Origin of the sequence: Azospirillum sp. B2RO_4, from assembly GCF_051124815.1 — a bacterium.
Taxonomy (GTDB): domain Bacteria; phylum Pseudomonadota; class Alphaproteobacteria; order Azospirillales; family Azospirillaceae; genus Azospirillum.
Window position 1 is genome coordinate 287,307 of sequence record NZ_CP118487.1, and the last position, 15,194, is coordinate 302,500.

A 15,194-nucleotide genomic window follows, 5' to 3' on the forward strand; every position below is an offset into this window, starting at 1 on the left:
TTCCGTTTCTCACCACCCCCGCTTAGGACAGACGGTCACCCGATGAGCAAGACCAAGCGCGCGCTGATCATCAGCCATGGCCACCCCTCCTTCTCGCTGGGCGGGGGTGAGGTCGCCTCCTACAACCTGCACAACGGCCTGCACGACCTGCCGGGCTGGGAAAGCCATTATCTGGCCCGCGTGGCGCCGCCGATCGCCCAGCATCGCGGCTCCGCCCTGATGGCTCTGCGCCAGAAGGAGCGGGAGGTGCTGTATTACGCCAACGACTACGACCATTTCCGCCTGTCCAACCGCAACCTGCCGGGGCTGGAGAAGGACTTCGTCCGTTACGTCCGCGACCTACAGCCGGACGTGGTGAACTTCCACCATTTCCTCGGGCTGGGGATCGAGACGATCCAGGCGGTGCGTCAGGCCCTGCCGCGCGTGCCCATCGTGGTGACGCTGCACGAGTACCTGTCGATCTGCCATCACCATGGCCAGATGGTGAAGACCAGCCGCAACACGCTGTGCTACCGCGCCAGCCCGGCCGACTGCGCCGGCTGCTTCCCGCAAATCGGCGAGGCGGAGTTCTTCAAGCGCGAATTGTTCCTGAAGACCTTCCTGGAGCAGGCGGATTTCTACGTCAGCCCGTCGAACTTCCTGATCGACCGCTATGTCGACTGGGGTCTCCCGCGCGAGAAGTTCCGCATGATCGAGAACGGCCTGACCATCGAGGGCATCGCCCCGCCGCGTCCGGTCACCCGAGCCGGCAAGCGCAACCGCTTCGCCTTCTTTGGCCAGCTGACCGAGTTCAAGGGCGCCCATCTGCTGGTGGAGGCGGTGTCGCGCATCTCCGAAAAGGCCTGGGGCGAGGACGGTGCGCTGATGATCTTCGGCGGAAATCTGGAACGCCAGCCGGAAGCTTATCAGAAGCGTTTCAACGAGGCGGTGGAGAAGGCCGGGGACCGGGTGCGCTTCTACGGCAGCTACCGCTCCGCCGAGTTGCCGGGGCTGATGAAGGACGTCGATTGGATGATCATCCCGTCGATCTGGTGGGAGAATTCCCCCGTCGTCATCCAAGAGGCCTTCCTGCACGGCCGCCCGATCATCGCCAGCAACATCGGCGGCATGGCGGAGAAGGTGACCCACGGTGTCGATGGCCTGCATTTCCGCAACGGCAGCGTCGAGGATCTGGTGGACCGCATGACGGAGGCGCTGACCACGCCCGACCTGTGGGACCGCCTGCGCCTGCGCATCCGCCGCCCAATTGACCGCGCCGAGTGCGCCCGCCAGCACGCGGAGGTGTTCGACGCGCTGATGGCTGCAGGAGGGGCCGCGGCCTCGATGCCCGAGCGGGCAGTGGCGCAGCGGTCGTGATTAGGGAATGTTGGAACGACCTGTGATATTTTAAAATACACAGCAGATTTATTTCCAACATTGGCCGGAAAATTTGGTAGCGTTGGAATGAAAATCACAGGATACGTCTTGCAAGTCCTGCGTGGATATTCGATTCAGCCCGGCAGTGATCCGGGCGTCGTCCGCCCCTATTGTTGCCCAACTCAGGGAGAGCCGCCGTGGCCAACATCCTCGTCATGATTCCGTCGGGCGAAGTCTACGATCACGACTGCGTGCGCTGGTACAGCTACCAGGATATTCAGCGCAGCATCGACCACTACCACAACATCGGTGACGCATTCGTCTTCGACTCCTCGTTGAAGCTGCTGACCTACGACAAGCTGGATGTGCTGGAGATCCGCGAGTTCCGGCAGGAGGTGGTCGACCGGATCAACGCGGAATACGACTATGTCTTCCTGCGTGGCAGCAACTACATCCACGACTCGATGGATTGGCCGGCGGCGACCATCCAGGTGCTGGCGAAGCTGCGCATTCCCGTCATCGCCTTCGGCGTCGGCGCCCAGGCGCCGGCCACCGGCAAGCTGACGCTGACCGAGGAAAGCAAGCGCATCTGGCGGATGATCGCCGACAAATCGACGACGCTGGGCGTGCGCGGCACCTACACCGCCGAAGTGCTGTGGGACCTCGGCATCAAGAACACCCGCATCGTCGGCTGCCCGACCGCCTTCCGCAACCGCGACCCGGAACTGCGCATCGACCTTCCGGCGCTGGACAGCGTGCGCAAGGTCGGCATCACCATGCGCCGCGAGGTCTCCAAGCATTATTCGCCGGACGTGCGCAAGTATCTGGAGCGCCACCGCGACTTCGTGAAGGACATTTCCCGCCGCTTCGACACCGTCCTGATGATGCAGGGCGAGGTGGAGGAGAAGAAGCTACTGTGGGGAACCGAGGAGCAGAAGGTGGAGGCCTGGGCGCACCTGCATGACAGTGCCTGGTTGAAGCAGTGGTATTTCGACGACGAGATGGACGCGCTGTACCGCGAACGCCTGTGGTATTCGGACGTCGTCGCCGACTATGAGAATCTGGTGCGGTCGAAGGACCTCGTGCTGGGCTATCGCCTGCACGGCAACCTGATGGCTCTGTCGAACGCCACGCCGTCGGTCTATTTCAGCTATGACAGCCGCACGGCGGAGTTCGCGGAGACCTTCGCGATCCCCTGCTACAACGTCTATTCGGACAAGCCCTTCGTCCTTGAGGAATATTGGGACCAGAGCCTGTTCGAGAAATTCAACCGCACCTACTACCAGCGCTATCGCGACATGCGGGAGTTCCTGGACGAGAACTACGTCCCCCACCGCATGCCCAGCCACACCCTGCGCCGCGCCACCGACCGCAAGGCGGCGTAAGCGCGAACGCCCTCTCCAGCACAACAACCGGAAGCCGGTCCCATGTCCGCCACCGCCAAAATCGTCGAACTGCGCGAGACCACCCCCGTGGCCGATCCCATCGACGCACCGCAAGCGGCGGCCATCGTCGGTCACATCGACGCCCTGCAGGGTGGCCGTGTGTTCGGCTGGGCCTGGGACGGCAACCATCCGGCCGACCGGCTGGAGGTGGAGTTGCGGCTGGAGCGGGACGGCGGCCCGCCGGAAACGCTGGCGCGGGTGGCGGCCGACCGGCCGCGGCCCGATCTGGCCGGCGGCGGCATCGGCGACGGCGCCCATGCCTTCGAAGCGGAGGTGACCCTGCCGGAGGGGGCGGACCCGTCACGGGTGGTGGCGGTGGTGCGCTCGCCCTCCACCGGCGAGACGGCGACCTTTGCCCAGCCGAACCCGGAAGACCAGCGGCTCGACCGCCTGCTGGCGCCGCATCTTCAGCGCATTGGCGAGCGGATCGACGCGCTCCGCCGCGACCAGCGCCAGCTTGCCGCCGCCCAGCAAACCATCGGCCGAATGCTGCGCGATGCGAGCGAGGGGATGACGGCCTTGCGCGCCGACGCCGCCCGTTTGGAAGCGGCCCAGGGCGAGCGATCCGACGCTCTGGCCGAGTCCGTGCGGGAACTGACGGAGAGGGTCGGCGGGTTGGAGGTGTTCCTGATGCGGATGGACCAGAGCCTGCGTGGCCTGGACAGCGCATCGGCGGAAAAGACCGGCGGAGCGGGCTGGTCGCCGCTGCTGACCGTGCTGGGGTCGACGGCCGGCGCCTTCCTGGCGGTTCTGGTCGGCTGGCTGGTGCTGCACTGAACCGGAAGGTTCCGCTACACTGAAGGGTAAGCAACCGCGGGGCACCCGGCGGTGTTGAACCTCCGCAGCCCCGCCGCCCTTCCTGCCGAAGGGTGTGCGGTGCCATCGAGCGGAGCCTGCCCACCATGTACGCCCATCATGCTTGACGGAGTTCCCGTCGCCGATCCGTCGCCCGACGCGCCGCCCCCGGTTCCGGCGTCGTCTCCCGCCACACTATCCGTGCAGAGCGAAGGCGAACTGGCGGTTCGGCTGGCGGCGCTCGCCCGCCGGCCCGGCGGTGTCCTGGTGCTCGCCCGCAGCGACGCGCGCGCCACCCGGCTGGCGCGATTGGCCGGTGACCTCTCCCCCGACATCGATGTCGTTCTGCTGCCCATCGACGAGACGGCGGCCGGCGACCGTGCCGCGCCGTCGCGGGCCGTCCTGGGGCGCCGTGCCGCCGGCCTGATGCGGCTTGCCGAAAGGGAAAGACCCGCCGCCGGCCGACTGGTCGTGGCCTCGGCCGATCTCGCCCTGCAACGGCTCCCGCCGCCGGACGCCTGGGCGGACGGGCGCTTCCGCCTGACGCGGGGAATGGCCTATGACGAGACGGCGTGGCGCAACTGGTTCGGCCGCACCGGCTATGTGCTCGACGACCGGGTGGATGAGCCCGGCGAGGTGGCGATCCGTGGCGCAGTGGTCGAGGTCTTTCCCGGCGACTGCGACCGCCCCGTCCGCTGCGACATCGCCGATGGTATCGTGCGCGACCTGCGCCTGTATGATCCGGTTTCCCAGCGGTCGACCGAGACCATCGACGCGATCACGCTGGGGCCGGTCACCGAGCTGATCGTCGGGCCGGAGATACTCGACCGGCTGGCCACCGGCCTCGCCCGACTTGGGTCCGGCTTGCCGGACAGTCTGCGGCGGCAGTTGGAGGAGGGTCGGCGCCCCTACGGCTTCGACCTTCAGCTACCCAATGTCTTCGACCACTGCCCTCTGCTGCTCGACCTGTTGCCGGATGCGCTGGTCGTGATGGATGCCGGTGCGCATGACCGCATCGAGGCACGGGCCGACGATCTGGCCGAGGCGGGTGTGGACCGGCGCTTCCGCCGTGACGATCCCTGCCTGCTGCCGGTTCCCGCACTGGAGCGCCGGCTGATCGATGCCGACGCGCTGGAGGAGCAACTGGCCGCCCGCTCCGTGCTGCCGGTGGAGGTGAAAGCCGGTGCCCCCGTGGAGGCGGCGCGAACCGAGCGCACGCTGCTGCGGCGCGCTGGCGCCTTGGTCGGCGAGGGCAGGGCGGTGCTGGTCGCCGCCCGCTCCGGCGCGGGCTCGGGCGAGGCCGACCGGCTGGCAGAGCGTGCGTCTTCGGTCTTGGGGCGTCCGGTGCCGTGTCTGGACCGCTGGCCCGACCCGCCGCTGGCGGCGGGTGGCTGCGCCGTGCTGCCGCTGCGGAGTGCCGACGGCTTCGTCTGCGACGGCATGACCGTTCTGGTGGCGCCACGCCATAGCGATGAGCGGAGTGGGGAGGCGCCCACCCGGCCGCCGCTGGCCCCGTCGGAGCTGGCGACCGGCGACTTCGTCGTGCATCTCGACTATGGCATCGGCCGGCTGATCGGGCTGGAAACCATCGCCTCCGCCGATGGCGACGGCGGGGACTCGGCAGCCGACTTCCTGGTCCTTGATTATGCCCATGACGACCGGCTGCTGGTGCCGACCGCCGATTTCGACCGGCTGTGGCGCCATGGCTCCGCCGACACCGGGGCCAGGCTCGACAGCCTGAAGAACGCCCATTGGCTGGAGCGCCGCACCGTGCTGGAGGCGGAGATCGCCGAGACCGCCAAGGGCATCCTGCGCGAGGCCCGCCGCCGCGCCCGCGAGGTGGCGCCGGTCATCGACCCGCCGGCCGACCGCATGCGCCGCTTCGGCGCCCGCTTCGGCTTCGATCCGACCGAGGGGCAGCGGCGTGCCGTCCGGGCGGTGCTCGACGCCATGCGCCAGGGCCATCCGATGGATCATCTGGTCTGCGCCGATGTCGGGTACGGCAAGACGGAGGTGGCCTTGCGCGCGGCGGCGGCAGTGGCGTTTGCCGGTCATCAGGTGGCGGTGATGGCACCGACCTCCGTCCTCGCCCGCCAGCATCTGGATGTGTTCCGCCGCCGCTTCGCCGGCTTTGGCGTGACGGTGGAGCCGCTGACCGGCGCCATGACCAAGCCCGAGGCCGACCGGGTGCGTGCCGGGCTGGCCGACGGGTCGGTGGACATCGTCATCGGCACCCATGCCCTGCTGTCCAAGGATGTCCGGTTCGACCGAATCGGCCTGATGGTGGTGGATGAGGAACAGCGCTTTGGAGCCGCCCAGAAGCAGGCGCTGAAGCGGCGGACCAAGGGCGTCCACAGTCTGGCACTGAGCGCCACGCCGATCCCGCGCACCCTGCAAGGCGCCCTGGCGGGCCTGCGCGGGCTCAGCATCATCGACACGCCGCCGGCGCGGCGGCGCCCGGTGCGCACCGCCGTCACCCCGCGCGACCCCGCCACCGCCCGCGCCGCCCTGCTGCGTGAATTGGGACGCGGCGGGCAGGCCTTCTGCGTCGCTCCGCGCATCGCCGACCTCGGCGAATTGGAGGCGTGGATCCGCGAGCTTGTGCCGACGGCCCGCATCGCGGTCGCCCATGGCCGGCTGGGGGCGGCGGCGCTGGACGATGCGGTGATGGGCTTCGTCGATGGCGCGAGCGACATCCTGCTGGCGACGCCGATCATCGAATCCGGCATCGACATCCCGCGCGCCAACACGCTGCTGCTGTTCCGCCCCGACCTGTTCGGGCTGGGCCAGTTGCACCAGCTGCGCGGCCGGGTCGGGCGGGGCTCTGTGCAGGGCTACGCCTATCTGCTGACCGATCCCGACCACCCGCTGGAGGAGCGGGCGGCCCGACGGCTCGGCTCGCTGGAGGTGATCGAGAGTTTGGGCGGCGGCTTCGTGCTGAGCATGCTCGACCTCGATCAGCGCGGGGCGGGCGACCTGTTGGGCGAGGACCAGAGCGGCCATCTGCGCGCGGTGGGGACCGAACTCTACCAGCGCATCCTGGCCGACTCCCTGCGGGCGCTGCGCCGCCAGCCCGACGACCGCTGGGACCCGGAAGTGACGGTCGCGGTTCCCCACTGCATCCCCTCCGCCTACATCCCGGAGGAGGAACTGCGCATCGGCCTGCACCGCCGCATCGCCCGCACCCGCGAGGCGGGCGAACTGGACGCTCTGCGCGAGGAGATGGAGGACCGCTTCGGCCCGCTGCCGGACCCGGTGGAGCGGCTGCTGGCCATCGCCGATCTTCGGTGCCGCTGCCGGGCGCTGGGCATCGCGTCGCTCGGCTGCGGCCCGGCTGGCGTCGCCGTCACCTTGCGGGGCGAGCGCGCCGCGGCAAAGGCCGTGACCTTGGCGAAACGCTCCAAGGGATTCCTGCGCGCCCAGGACGACCGGCTGTCCGCCGCGGTGGAGGCGCCGGACGCCGATGGCCGGCTTGCCAACGCGGCCCGCGTGCTCGACTGCATCGAGGCGATCGTCCGCAAGGCGCAGCGGCGAAAGCGGGGATAGGTCCGGTCAGTTGCAGGCGCGCCCGATCACCCGCGGCAGGATGGCGGTCAGGGCCAGGGCGTCGAAGCAATGCTCCAGATACGCCGACCGCAACCTCGCGCGGCGGTCGGCGTCGCCGGCAAGCGATGAGAGCAGGCGCACGGCGTCGTCCTCTCCGGTAAAGGTCAGTTCATCCTCATAGGGTCCGAACAGCCGGGCGGTGTCGGCGTGACGCCAGCTCACCAGCAGCCCGTTCCGTTTGACGATCTCCAGCGTCCTCGGGAAGATCGCCGTGTCGTAGGCGAGGCTGCCGAAATCCAGGCAGGCCGCCGCCGTGGGGTAGGCATTGCGCGGCGCCGCCGACACCGGGCCGGCTTCGAGGCCGAACCGTTCCCACCCGTTGCCCCACAGCGAAAATCCCTCGCCGAAGCCCCGGCGCAGGGCGCCGGCGAAGCGGCGCCGGTTCTCCACGGCGAAGGCGATGGTGAAGGCCCGGTTGAACTCCAGGGTCCAGGCCGGATCTGCCGACCGATCCGTCAGCCCGCAGCGATCCATCGCCTGCAGCCGATGCAGCATCGGCTGTTCCATCATTGCCGCAGCCACCGCCTCCGCATCGCGTTGGATCGCCGGGGAAGCCGGGGCGCGTCCGGATTCCAGATGCTCCGGCCAGCCCTGCCCCAGATAGAGGAAACGGTCGCCCACCGGAGCTTCGGCCCCGGCATCGGATTGTCCCTTCATCGCGGCATAGGGGTGGCGCCGCAGTCCGGGCGTGTCCTGCGCCATCCAGCGCTTGTACAGGTCCACCGTCCCGTCCGCTGCCGGAGCGGTGCAGATCGTGCGATGAACCCCCAGCGGCTCGTGAAAGACCCGGCTCAGCCCCAGGCGGATGGCCTGTTCCGCCGATCCCTGGCACATGCACCACATGGTGACGTCGTTGTCGGCCATCCAGCGGTCGGCGTCGCGGATCTGCTCCGTCGTGGCGGCTCCGATCTCCTCCAGCGGGTGTTTCAGGCAGATGTGGACGATGGCCGGCCCCTTGCCCGGTTGGCCACCGAACTGCGCGATGTAGGCGCGCAGCATCTCCACCGTCGGCCTGGGGATCTCGAACAGGTTCAGCACGAACAGGACGTCGATGCGGCGGTCGATCACATCCTGCGAAATGTCGGGCAACGCCAGCACGGACTCGTGCCCCAGATCGACCAGAGCCGCCTGGATGGACCACAGGATTTCCGACGTGCCCTGTCCGCAAAGCAGGAAGCGCATGCGCTATCTCCGCGCCGCGAACAGGCCGGCCGCCTCGGCCATGTAGGCGGAGAGCTGTGTGTTGTCGGCGCCCTCCCGCTCCACCGCGGCGAAGCGGGCGCGGGCCTCCTGCCGCGCTTCTTCCAGCAGCACGGGATCACCGGCAAGAGCGGCGGCGCGGGCGACGAAGGCCGCGTCATCGGTGACCAGGAAGGAGGGGCCGGCCACGCTGGCGACATCGCCGCCGTCGAAGGACAGCACCGGCACGCCGCCCGCCATCGCCTGCGCCGCCCCCGCTCCGCCGCCGGTGCGGCGCGGATTGACGAACAGGTCGCAGACCGACATCAGCGCCTCCATCCTGTCGACATGGCCGAGGCTGCGCAGCCGCCCGGCATGCCCGTCCATGGCCAGCCGTCCGGGCAAAGTCTCCACCCCGCCGGCGAACAGCACCAGCGCCCGCGGCACGGCGTCCAGAATCCGCCCCAGCAGACCCAGGAACGCGCCGTCCGCCTCGGCATCCAGGCGATTGCCGACCACGACGCAGACGAATGCGGAGTCAGGCAGAGAGAACTCGGCGCGCGTCGCGGTATCCCCGCTGCGGCGCAGCGACAGGCCGAAGCGCGACGGGCGCCAGGACCGGGCGAGCCGTCCATTGCCGGCCGGCGGCGCGTGGCCGCCGAAATCCAGCACGATGTCGGCAAGCGAGACGATCCGCCCGCTGGTCGTCGGGATGCACATCAGCGGACGCGCGCATTCCAGCAGGTCGGAGACGATCACCGAGCCGCCGAAGGCGATCGCCATATCGGGGTCGAACGCCTCCACCGCCGACAGGAAGCCGCCCAGCTTCTCCGCCGTGATGCCGGGCGCGGTGGACGACAGCATGCGGATCCGTTCGCCACCGCAGCGGACCGTCTGCTCGCCCGACAGCCTCTCTTCGAGCGCGGCGGCGAAGGGTGGGACGAACGGGCTGTAATAGCGGTCCGGCATCATGTTGGTGTTGAGCACCAGGACCGTCCGGCCAAGGTCGCGCTGGAGCCGCACCGCCAGCAGCAGCAGGTCGCGCGACGGCTGGTGTTCGGCCGACAGGAACTGGTTCGTCACGATGACGACCCGTCCGGTATCGGGCATCCCCGCCGGCCTTGCCGCCGGGGTCAGCCCCAGACGCAATGCGATCTGCCGCAGGAAGCGTTCGTAGAAGGCGAACAGGTGGTCCGTGACGAAGTCGGGCACGGTGGCCATGTCCATGCGCATCAGGAAAAGCTGACGCTGCATGGACCAATAGATCTGGTTGATCCCGTCCAGCGATGCCAGATCCAGCACATTGTCCAGCATGTCCAGAATGCGCAGGTATCGCCGCAGGTCGCCGGACACGGCCGCCAGCGCCGATTCCCGCAGGATCGGGTCCAGGCTGGCGGTCGCGGCGTCCAGCGCCTCCATCGCCCCGACATCGCGGCCCAGCCCGGTCGCCCGCGCGGCTTCGCAGCTTTCCGAAATCGCCTTCAAGGCCTCCCCGGTGCCGGCCGGACCCTGCAGCCGGGCGATGAGGTCGGTCAGCGTGGCGGCGTGGCGGTCGGAGGCATGCATCGTTCGAACGGTCCCGGTTGGCACGACGACCGCCGGCGGCGCCTCGACGGGCGGGACTCGGTCAGCATCCGTTTCCACCCATAGGAGTGACGCCGCCGGGTGTCAATGCAATCGGCCCGCTCCCTTCGGCGGCGGGAAAAATTGTCGTCACCGCTCCTCGTCTTGCCGACGTTGACCGGCCGCCGTTACCAGGTCGGGAAGAACAGCAGCAGCAGGGCCAGAACCGCAAGGATGCCCAGAATGCCCCACATGGCGGGGCGCCCCATGCCCCGCGAGGTGCCGGCCTTCGGGAGTTCAGTGCCCACTTTCCGGAAAGGGCCAGCCATCGTGTTTGCTCCTGACAGTTTCGATCTGTCGGTACTCAACAGGGCGTGGCCGGCAAAGTTGCCGGTTCCGATCATGATCCCTCGTCCGGCATGGGAATGGCCGGGCCGTGCCGAACGGAGTTCCCCCGGTCACTTTTCGCCGTAACGCCAACGGGTTGACGGCGGCGCGCGGTTTTCCCGCATCCGGATGCAAAAAACCGCTTCCCAAGCACCGCATCGGCATGCAAACTCTACGCATCAGATAGAAAAATAGAGCCGTATACCACGAAAGATAACAGTGAAAATCGGCAGCCACCGAAGGAGGCTTCTGCCATGTCGCTTCGTCGTCTGACTCTTCTCGCCGCCGGCCTGACGCTGGCTTGGTTGGGTGTCGCCGCCGCGGATTCCAAGGACTCGCTGCTGAACGTATCCTATGATCCAACCAGGGAATTTTACGTCGAGTTCAACAGGGCCTTTGCCAAGACCTGGCAGGCGGAGACCGGCCACGTCCTGACTGTGCGGCAGGCGCATGGCGGATCGGGCAAACAGGCCCGGTCGGTCATCGACGGGCTGGATGCGGACGTCGTGACCCTGGCGCTGGGCTATGACATCGACGCCATCGCCGACGCCGGCCTGTTGGCGAAGGACTGGCAGAACCGCCTGCCGAACAACAGCGCTCCCTACACGTCGACCATCGTGTTCCTGGTTAAGAAGGGAAATCCAAAGGGGATCAAGGACTGGAACGATCTCGTGAAGCCGGGCGTGCAGGTCATCACCCCCAACCCGAAGACATCGGGCGGCGCGCGCTGGAACTATCTGGCCGCCTGGGCCTACGCCATGCAGGCCAACGGCAACGATGAGGCCAAGGCCAAGGAGTTCGTGTCGAAGCTGTTCAAGAATGTTCCGATGCTGGACAGCGGCGCCCGTGGCTCCACCGTCACCTTTACCCAGCGCGGAATTGGCGATGTCCTGTTGGCGTGGGAGAACGAGGCATACCTCTCGTTGAAGGAATTCGGCGCCGACAAATTCGAGATCGTGACGCCCAGCCTGTCGATCCTGGCCGAACCACCGGTCGCCGTCGTGGACAAGGTCGTCGACCGCAAGGGAACCCGCAAGGTGGCCGAGGCCTATCTGCAGTTCCTCTACACCCGCGAAGGGCAGGAGATTGCGGCCCGAAACTTCTACCGCCCGCGCTCGCCGGAACTGGCGGCCCAGTATGCGGGACGCTTCGCCGATGTTAAGCTGGTCACCATCGACCAGTTCGGGGGCTGGCGTGCTGCGCAGGAGAAGCACTTCTCGGATGGCGGCGTCTTCGACCAGATCTTCCAGATGGGGCGCTGACCCATGGTCGCCGCCGGCAGCGGCGCCGTCCCCGCCGGACGGGAGAACGCGGTGACGATCCGCGCCTCCCTGCCCCTCCTCCGCAAGCCCAGCGTCCTTCCAGGTTTCGGACTGACGCTCGGCTTCACGCTCAGCTACCTCGGCTTTATCGTATTGCTGCCGCTGGCGGCCCTGATTTTCAAATCCAGCGGCCTCGGCTGGAGCGGATTCTGGGCGGCGGTGACCACGCCGCGCGTGCTGGCCGCCTTCCAGGTCAGTTTCGGGCTGTCCTTCGCCGCCGCGCTGACCAATGCCGTCTTCGGCTTCCTGGTCGCCTGGGTGCTGGTCCGCTACGACTTTCCCGGCAAGCGGCTGGTGGATGCGCTGGTCGATCTGCCCTTCGCCCTGCCGACGGCGGTGGCAGGCATCGCGCTCAGCGCGCTCTACGCTCCGAACGGCTGGATCGGCAGGCCGCTGGACGAGCTGTTCGGCCTGAAGGTGGCCTTCACCCCGCTCGGCATCGCCATTGCCCTGACCTTCATCGGTCTACCCTTCGTCGTCCGCACGGTGCAGCCGATCCTTCAGGATCTGCCGCCGGAAGAGGAGGAGGCCGCGGCCTCGCTCGGCGCGTCGCGCCTGCAGACCTTCGGCGGCATCATCCTTCCGGCCATCCTGCCGGCGCTGGTGACCGGCTTCGCGTTGTCCTTTGCCCGCGGTGTCGGCGAATACGGCTCCGTCATTTTCATCGCCGGCAACATGCCGGGCCTGACGGAAATCCTGCCGTTGCTGATCGTCATCAAGCTGGAGCAGTACGACTATGCCGGCGCCGCCGCGGTCGGCACCGCGATGCTGGGGGTGTCCTTCGTCATGCTCCTGATCCTCAATCTCCTCCAGCAGTGGATGAGGTCGCGCCATGCCCGCTGATACGGTCACCGGCACCAGCATGCCCGTTCCGCCTGTGCGCTCGGCGCTGAGCGAACCGGGTTGGGTCCGCATCCTTCTCATCTCCGGTGCCCTGCTGTTCCTGGCGCTGTTCCTGCTGTTGCCCCTGGTGGCGGTGTTTGCGGAGGCGCTGCGCCACGGCTTCGATGCCTATTGGACGGCGCTGACCGAACCGGACGCGGTCGCCGCCATCGAACTGACGCTGATCGTCGCCGCCATCTCGGTGCCGGCCAACCTGCTGTTCGGCGTCGCCGCCTCCTGGTGCGTCGCCAAGTTCGAGTTTCGCGGCAAGAACCTGCTGATCACACTGATCGACCTGCCTTTCTCGGTTTCGCCGGTGATCTCGGGCCTGATCTACGTCCTCCTCTTCGGCCTGAACGGACTGTTCGGCGTTTATCTGCGCGATATGGGCATCCAGATCATCTTCGCCGTGCCGGGACTGGTGCTCGCCACCATCTTCGTCACCTTCCCCTTCGTGGCGCGCGAACTGATCCCACTGATGCAGGAGCAGGGCTCCGACGAGGAGGAGGCCGCGCTGGTGCTGGGCGCGTCCGGCTGGCAGACCTTCTGGCGGGTGACCATTCCCAACATCAAATGGGGCCTGCTCTACGGCGTGCTGCTGTGCAACGCCCGCGCGATGGGCGAGTTCGGCGCGGTGTCGGTCGTCTCCGGCCATATCCGGGGCGAGACAAACACGATGCCGCTCCATGTCGAGATTCTCTACAACGAATACAACTTCGTCGCCGCCTTCGCGGTCGCCTCGCTCCTGGCCATGCTGGCGCTGGTCACGCTGGTCGTGAAGACCGCGCTGGAGTGGCGCTTCGGGGACGAGCTTGCGGCGACCCGGCACTGATCGCCGGCAGGCAGAGGAAACGCAATCCATGGCGATCCAGGTTTCAGGCATCACCAAGCGCTTCAACGATTTCACCGCGCTCGACTCCGTCGATCTGGAGGTGAGGTCGGGGGAGCTTCTGGCCCTGCTCGGTCCCTCCGGTTCGGGCAAGACCACGCTGCTGCGCATCATGGCCGGGCTGGAAAGTCCCGATGCCGGCGGCCTGCTGCTGAATGGGGAGGAGGCGCTGGGGCTGAAGCCGCGCGACCGGCAGGTCGGCTTCGTTTTCCAGCATTACGCCCTGTTCCGTCACATGACCGTGTTCGAGAATGTCGCCTTCGGCCTGAAGGTGCGGCCGCGCGGCCAGCGCCCAAGCTCAACCGAGATCCGGCGGCGGGTGACCGAACTGCTGGATCTGGTGCAGTTGTCGCCCTTCGCCGGCCGTTATCCTGCGCAACTGTCGGGCGGCCAGCGCCAGCGCGTCGCGCTCGCCCGCGCGCTCGCCATCGAGCCGAAGGTGCTGCTGCTCGACGAGCCCTTCGGCGCGCTCGACGCGAAGGTTCGCAAGGAGTTGCGGCGCTGGCTGCGCAAGCTGCACGACGACATTCATGTCACCTCCGTCTTCGTCACCCACGACCAGGAGGAGGCGCTTGAACTTGCCGACCGCGTGGTGGTGATGAACCAGGGCCGGATCGAGCAGATCGGTACCCCGGCGGAAGTCTACGATCACCCCGCCTCAGCATTCGTCTATGAATTCCTCGGGCAGGTGAACCGGCTCGACTGTACGGTGGAAGGCGGCGTCGCCCGCGTCGGCGGCGGCGCGCTCGCCATTGCGACCGATGGCGGGGTGCAGGGGCCGGCGGTGGCCTATGTGCGCCCGCACGATCTCGGCGTCACACCGGCCGCCGGTGGTCCCGCGCGCATCTCCGGCATCCATGTCGTCGGCCCGGACGCCCGCATCGACATCGACCTCGCCGGTCTGGCGCTGGAAGCCGAGATGGACCGCGAGCGCCTCGCCACGCTCGGCATCGTCGCCGGCGACCGCTGTGCCGTCCACATCGACCGGGCGCGGGTGTTCGCGCGGTAGGACCTTTATTCAGCCAGCTTCTGCTCGGCCAGGGCGCGGTAATTGCCGTCCCGGTAGGATTTCAGGCTGAGGTCGATGGCGGCGGAATCGACGCCGGCGCTGCGCAGGACGAGGCCGGCCAGTTGCAGGCTGGCCTCCATCGTCTCCGGCACGATGGCGCTGGCGCCGGCTCCTGCCAGAGTGGCGCTCTGTCCCAGATCATGGGCACGGGCGATGATCGGCAGCTTCGGCGCCGTCGCGTGGATCGCCTCCACCGCACGGTGTGCGGCATCCGGCCGGTTCAGGGTGATGACGGCGGCCCGCGCCCGCTCGATCCCGGCGGCGCGAAGCACGGTCCCCTGGCTGGCGTCGCCATAATAGACCGGCAGCCCGTCATGGCGGGCGGCGGCGATCCGCTGCGGCTCCAGGTCCAGCGCCACATAGGCGATGTTGTGCTCGGTCAGCAGCCTTGCGACCGCCTTGCCGACGCGGCCGTAGCCGCAGATCAGCACATGGCTTTTCAGATCGCTGGTTTCGATTCCGAAGGCCTCGGCCCCCATCCGCGCCTCGATCAGCTGGGCAAGGCGCTGGGCGACCGCGCCGATCGCCGGCGTCACCGCCATGCTGAGCGCCACCGACGAAGACAGCAGCAGGCCGGTATGACCGTCCAGAACCGACAGGCCGACTGCCTTGCCGATCAGGACGAAGGCGAACTCGCCGCCCTGCGACAGCAGCAACCCGATCCTGAGCGAGGTCGCCAGCCCAAGCCCCGACAGCCGGCA

At 68.0% G+C, this 15,194-nt stretch carries 11 protein-coding genes (1 of these 11 only partly in view); 8 read left to right on the forward strand and 3 right to left on the reverse strand.

Annotated features, from left to right (window positions below; genetic code table 11):
- The first annotated feature begins 42 nt into the window (after nucleotides 1-42).
- The 4 genes from PWS46_RS18955 (at nucleotide 43) to PWS46_RS18970 (ending at nucleotide 7,142) form a co-directional block, all read left to right on the forward strand.
- Entirely contained in the window at nucleotides 43-1,356 is a 1,314-nt protein-coding gene (locus tag PWS46_RS18955; RefSeq protein ID WP_434622968.1) for a glycosyltransferase family 4 protein, read from the forward strand.
- 197 nt (nucleotides 1,357-1,553) lie between these two features.
- The gene (locus tag PWS46_RS18960) at nucleotides 1,554-2,741 is read left to right on the forward strand and encodes a polysaccharide pyruvyl transferase family protein (RefSeq protein ID WP_434622969.1); all 1,188 of its coding nucleotides are present in this window, start codon (nucleotides 1,554-1,556) and stop codon (nucleotides 2,739-2,741) included.
- A gap of 42 nt (nucleotides 2,742-2,783) precedes the next feature.
- A complete protein-coding gene (locus tag PWS46_RS18965) occupies nucleotides 2,784-3,578 on the forward strand; it encodes a hypothetical protein (protein ID WP_434622970.1) in 795 nt (264 codons plus the stop codon).
- 138 nt (nucleotides 3,579-3,716) lie between these two features.
- The gene (locus tag PWS46_RS18970; RefSeq protein ID WP_434622971.1) at nucleotides 3,717-7,142 is read left to right on the forward strand and encodes a DEAD/DEAH box helicase; all 3,426 of its coding nucleotides are present in this window, start codon (nucleotides 3,717-3,719) and stop codon (nucleotides 7,140-7,142) included.
- A gap of 6 nt (nucleotides 7,143-7,148) precedes the next feature.
- On the opposite strand, the gene PWS46_RS18975 is transcribed toward PWS46_RS18970, so the two are convergent.
- Together PWS46_RS18975 and PWS46_RS18980 are read right to left on the reverse strand one after the other, a co-directional pair.
- Nucleotides 7,149-8,384, reverse strand: a complete 1,236-nt coding sequence (locus PWS46_RS18975; RefSeq protein ID WP_434622972.1) for a glycosyltransferase family protein — start codon at nucleotides 8,382-8,384, stop codon at nucleotides 7,149-7,151.
- Between the two features lie 3 nt (nucleotides 8,385-8,387).
- Nucleotides 8,388-9,947 (reverse strand): glycosyltransferase, encoded by a 1,560-nt coding sequence (locus PWS46_RS18980; RefSeq protein WP_434622973.1) that lies wholly within the window; start codon nucleotides 9,945-9,947, stop codon nucleotides 8,388-8,390.
- Between the two features lie 638 nt (nucleotides 9,948-10,585).
- Here PWS46_RS18980 and PWS46_RS18985 point away from each other — a divergent pair.
- Genes PWS46_RS18985 through PWS46_RS19000 form a run of 4 tightly spaced genes read left to right on the forward strand, consistent with a single transcriptional unit; the run spans nucleotide 10,586 to nucleotide 14,433 of the window.
- On the forward strand, nucleotides 10,586-11,593 hold the full coding sequence (locus tag PWS46_RS18985) for a sulfate ABC transporter substrate-binding protein (protein WP_434622974.1): 1,008 nt from the start codon (nucleotides 10,586-10,588) through the stop codon (nucleotides 11,591-11,593).
- Nucleotides 11,594-11,596: 3 nt separating this feature from the next.
- On the forward strand, nucleotides 11,597-12,496 hold the full coding sequence (gene cysT / locus PWS46_RS18990) for a sulfate ABC transporter permease subunit CysT (RefSeq protein WP_434622975.1): 900 nt from the start codon (nucleotides 11,597-11,599) through the stop codon (nucleotides 12,494-12,496).
- Nucleotides 12,497-12,515: 19 nt separating this feature from the next.
- Nucleotides 12,516-13,367 carry a sulfate ABC transporter permease subunit CysW gene (gene cysW, locus PWS46_RS18995; RefSeq protein ID WP_434623029.1) on the forward strand — a complete coding sequence of 284 codons (852 nt, stop codon included), beginning with the start codon at nucleotides 12,516-12,518 and terminating at the stop codon, nucleotides 13,365-13,367.
- A gap of 28 nt (nucleotides 13,368-13,395) precedes the next feature.
- Nucleotides 13,396-14,433: a sulfate/molybdate ABC transporter ATP-binding protein gene (locus tag PWS46_RS19000; RefSeq protein WP_434622976.1), complete on the forward strand. Its 1,038-nt coding sequence runs from the start codon at nucleotides 13,396-13,398 to the stop codon at nucleotides 14,431-14,433.
- Between the two features lie 5 nt (nucleotides 14,434-14,438).
- Here PWS46_RS19000 and PWS46_RS19005 read toward each other — a convergent pair whose 3' ends face one another.
- Nucleotides 14,439-15,194: the 3' portion of a monovalent cation:proton antiporter-2 (CPA2) family protein gene (locus PWS46_RS19005; RefSeq protein ID WP_434622977.1), read on the reverse strand. 942 nt of this gene lie beyond the right edge of the window; 756 of the gene's 1,698 nt are visible here — the last part of the coding sequence; its start codon lies beyond the right edge, outside the window — the gene reads right to left on this strand; its stop codon occupies nucleotides 14,439-14,441.

Coding starts and splice junctions, on each gene's coding strand:
- PWS46_RS18955 (WP_434622968.1), top strand. CDS start 43: ATGAGCAAGACCAAGCGCGCGCTGATCATCAGCCATGGCCACCCCTCC.
- PWS46_RS18965 (WP_434622970.1), top strand. CDS start 2,784: ATGTCCGCCACCGCCAAAATCGTCGAACTGCGCGAGACCACCCCCGTG.
- PWS46_RS18970 (WP_434622971.1), top strand. CDS start 3,717: ATGCTTGACGGAGTTCCCGTCGCCGATCCGTCGCCCGACGCGCCGCCC.
- PWS46_RS18975 (WP_434622972.1), bottom strand. CDS start 8,384: ATGCGCTTCCTGCTTTGCGGACAGGGCACGTCGGAAATCCTGTGGTCC.
- PWS46_RS18980 (WP_434622973.1), bottom strand. CDS start 9,947: ATGCATGCCTCCGACCGCCACGCCGCCACGCTGACCGACCTCATCGCC.
- PWS46_RS18985 (WP_434622974.1), top strand. CDS start 10,586: ATGTCGCTTCGTCGTCTGACTCTTCTCGCCGCCGGCCTGACGCTGGCT.
- cysT (WP_434622975.1), top strand. CDS start 11,597: ATGGTCGCCGCCGGCAGCGGCGCCGTCCCCGCCGGACGGGAGAACGCG.
- cysW (WP_434623029.1), top strand. CDS start 12,516: ATGCCCGTTCCGCCTGTGCGCTCGGCGCTGAGCGAACCGGGTTGGGTC.
- PWS46_RS19000 (WP_434622976.1), top strand. CDS start 13,396: ATGGCGATCCAGGTTTCAGGCATCACCAAGCGCTTCAACGATTTCACC.